Origin of the sequence: Mycobacterium innocens, from assembly GCF_900566055.1 — a bacterium.
GTDB classification, from domain to species: Bacteria; Actinomycetota; Actinomycetes; order Mycobacteriales; family Mycobacteriaceae; genus Mycobacterium; species Mycobacterium innocens.
The window spans coordinates 1-3111 of sequence record NZ_UPHQ01000327.1; the positions used below are offsets into that span (position 1 = coordinate 1).

4 protein-coding genes and 2 pseudogenes are annotated in these 3111 nt (G+C 63.4%); 4 read left to right on the forward strand and 2 right to left on the reverse strand.

Translation table 11 applies throughout. From position 1 onward, the window contains the following. Nucleotides 1–206 (forward strand): annotated as a pseudogene (locus EET03_RS30990) (IS1634 family transposase); the annotation flags it as partial. Between the two features lie 62 nt (nucleotides 207–268). Here EET03_RS30990 and EET03_RS29395 read toward each other — a convergent pair. Beyond that, complete coding sequence (locus tag EET03_RS29395) at nucleotides 269–790, reverse strand: RNA-guided endonuclease TnpB family protein (RefSeq protein ID WP_082274625.1); 522 nt, start codon at nucleotides 788–790, stop codon at nucleotides 269–271. Continuing rightward, nucleotides 703–1584, reverse strand: a complete 882-nt coding sequence (locus EET03_RS29400) for a helix-turn-helix domain-containing protein (protein WP_136625792.1) — start codon at nucleotides 1582–1584, stop codon at nucleotides 703–705. Before EET03_RS29400 ends, EET03_RS29395 begins: the two co-directional genes overlap by 88 nt. Before the next feature lie 167 nt (nucleotides 1585–1751). Here EET03_RS29400 and EET03_RS32845 point away from each other — a divergent pair. The 3 genes and pseudogenes from EET03_RS32845 to EET03_RS29410 all read left to right on the forward strand — a co-directional run. Further along, a pseudogene (locus EET03_RS32845) lies at nucleotides 1752–1868 on the forward strand (transposase); the annotation flags it as partial. Beyond that, the gene (locus EET03_RS29405; RefSeq protein ID WP_341868775.1) at nucleotides 1845–2093 is read left to right on the forward strand and encodes a transposase; all 249 of its coding nucleotides are present in this window, start codon (nucleotides 1845–1847) and stop codon (nucleotides 2091–2093) included. The pseudogene EET03_RS32845 and the gene EET03_RS29405, both read left to right, overlap by 24 nt. 219 nt (nucleotides 2094–2312) lie before the next feature. Next, on the forward strand, nucleotides 2313–3111 hold a 799-nt coding region (locus tag EET03_RS29410), incomplete at its 3' end, for an ATP-binding protein (protein ID WP_208649165.1).

Sequence of the window (3111 nt, forward strand, 5' to 3'; positions counted from 1 at the left end):
CTAAAGTCTCCACCAAGCAAGACTCCCAGGGCCACCCTTTACGGACTTTCGCTGGCCTACTCGAACACCTCAAGACTTTGACCCGCAACAGGATCCGCTACCACAACACCGACATCGAAATCGACAAACTCACCGACCCCACCCCCGAACAACGCCGCGCTTTCGACCTCATCGAAGCCACCATCCCCCTCACCATCGCCGCATAGTCAGGTAGACAAACACCACACCACCAAACCCGCCAAAACCCCAGGTCAAACCGGGAAAACCCCTACCTAAACAGCAGTAACTTCGGTATAAAATGGCCGTTTGCGCAGGGGAAGACCCGACCGGCCAGGCTCAGGTCGGTGCGATGGTCTCCACAGATCGAGCAGAGCTGGCTGCAGGGGTACCAGCGGTCGGCTTCGATGAGCTGGCCGACGCGCCACGCCTGCTTGTACTTGAGCAGGCGTGCGAATTCGGACCAGCCGGCATCGGAAATAGCTCGGGCTAGCCGATGGTTGGCCAGCATCCCGGCCACGTGCAGGTCTTCGATGACGAGCCGGTCGTGGGTCTTGACCAACTCGTTGGACACCTGGTGCAGCAAGTGGCGGCGCACATTGGCGACGTGATGGTGATGACGCCCCAGCTTGGCTGTGGCGTCGCGGCGGTTACGGGATCCTTTCTGTTTGCGTGACAATGATTTCGCGAGCCGCTGTTGGCGTTTCATCCCAGCGGCGAGCGCTTTGGGTGCCTCGGTGATACGGGCGACTTCGTGGCCGTCAGCGGTCGCGGCACGAGGAACGCCGACAATCCCCGGTCAACACCGACCCAGCCGCCGTGATCGGCCACATCGCGGGCTGCGTGTTGGTGGGTGGGATGCAGGTCGGCGGCCTCGACATCGAGCGACAGCCACCACCGCCCGGCGTGGCGGTTGATGGTGGCGAACAAGATCTTGGCCCGGTCCTTGGCGAGCATGCGCCGCAGTCGGCGGGTGTCGTCATGCACCCCGATCTGCCCGATGCCCGGCAGTGTGACTGAATGTGGCCGGTTGTTGTCGCCCACCCGGATCGCTGGCGGGCGACCCTTGGGGTGCTTGTTACGCAGGCGGAACGACGCGATCTGGCTGGTCTTCTTCTTGAAGCGCGGGAAGCCGACTCGCTTACCTTTTCGCTTGCCGGATCGTGAGTCTGACCAGGCGGCCAGTGCGCGGCCGCAGTCCACAGCGGCTTCCTCGAAAACTTGCTGACACACTTCGTTTCGCCACGGCAAGCCGGTGACGACCAGCTCGGCGACGCTATCGGTGCCAATGGCGAACACCCGGCCGGCGTCTTGAGTCTTCTTCCACCCGTTGAACGCGTTGATCAGATCAAACCCGGTCGACGGCACTTCCACACTCGGGTCGGTTTTGCGGCCAGTGAACGCGGTTTTCACCATCGCAAGACACTGGTTGAATGCGAACCGGGCCGCCCCGGCATGCCGTGCTAGCACGTCTTGCTGCTCGACCGTCGGGTCGAGACAGAAACGAAACGTGGTGTGCCGACTCATCGCCGTGAGCATCCCATGGCCCACCGACAACCACTGGCCAACCGTGACGTGTCGGACCACGTGGTCATTATCGGCGGTTATGTGACCCCGGGCCGGCGCTGCGGCGTAGCCGACGCTATGACTCCGATTTGTCGGACACCGCCTGGGCGCGTATCGCGAGGTTCATCGTGCCGGATCATCGGCGTGGCGGACGGCCATGTCCACCACAACGATGACGCGAATACCTCGACGCCATCTTGTATGTGCTACGCACGGGGTGCGCGTGGCGACAATTGCCGCACGACTTCACCGTCGGCTGGTCAGCGGCGCACAAACACTTCATGCGCTGGTGCCACAGCGGACTGTGGAACCGGATACTGACTGCGATCCGCGGTGAAGCCCGCACCCGAGCCGGCCGCAAGCGCCGGCCCACGGCGGCAGTTGTCGATTCCTCCAGCGTCAAAGCATCGCCGGTGGCCGGACCGCGTGGGTTCGACGCAGCCAAGAAGGTCGACGGCGTCAAACGCCACATCCTCGTCGACTCCGGGGGCATCCTCGTCGCGACCGTCGTCACCCCAGCCAAGATTTGAGGATCGGGCCGCTTTCCCGAAACTGCTCCGCAAGGCCAAACGCGTCGCCCCGAGCATCACGCACGTTTGGCTGGACAAGGGCTACACCGGCTCAACTGTTGCCGATGCCGCGACCAAGGCCGGCGTCAGCGTCGATCTCGTGTCCGGGTCTGTCGAAAACAGCGAGTATGGACTGTCGAAAACAGCGAATATGAGTTGTCGGAAACGTAGATTGGTGTCATGTTCGACTATCGCGCACGCGTCCTCGACGCCGAGCTATCCGAGCGGCTGATTTCGATCGGTGCTGTCCTCATCGATGGGCCGAAGGGCTGCGGCAAGACGGAAACCGCCCTCCGGCAGGCGAAGAGTTCAGTCCGCTTCGACACCGACCCGAACGCGCGGGCGCTCCTGGGACTCAACCCGGACGAGCTGTTCGACCAGGAAACACCGATTCTTTTCGATGAATGGCAGCGCGCGCCGGAGATATGGGACCAGGTGCGGCGGCATGTCGATGATCTTCGCCGTCGTGGCCTGTACATCCTGACCGGATCGGCGACTCCGAGATATGAGCGCGAATTGCACTCCGGCGCGGGTCGGATCGGCACGCTGCGGATGCGGCCGATGAGCCTATTCGAATCCGGGCACTCGACGGGCGAGGTTTCGCTGGCTGCTCTGCTGCGCGGCGAAGAGCAGAAGGCGAAGCGAACCGCGATGACGGTCCCGAGCCTCATGGAGCGGATCGTCATCGGTGGCTGGCCGGCGTTGCTCGATCAGTCCGAGCGCAGTGCCCGGGGGTGGCTTGCCGACTACCTTGCCCAGATCGTCGACATCGACATTCCGGAGCTCGGCACCGGCAAGCGCACTCCGGACCGACTTCGCCGTGCACTCGCGTCGCTCGGGCGGTCCGTCGGAACGGCGATCAAAGTCACCGCACTAGGCGCAGACATCGCCGGTGACGATCAGCGGGCTCCGGCAAAGGAGACGGTGAACTCCTACCTCGACGCGCTTGATCGTCTCAAGCTGACCGAGAACTCGCCGG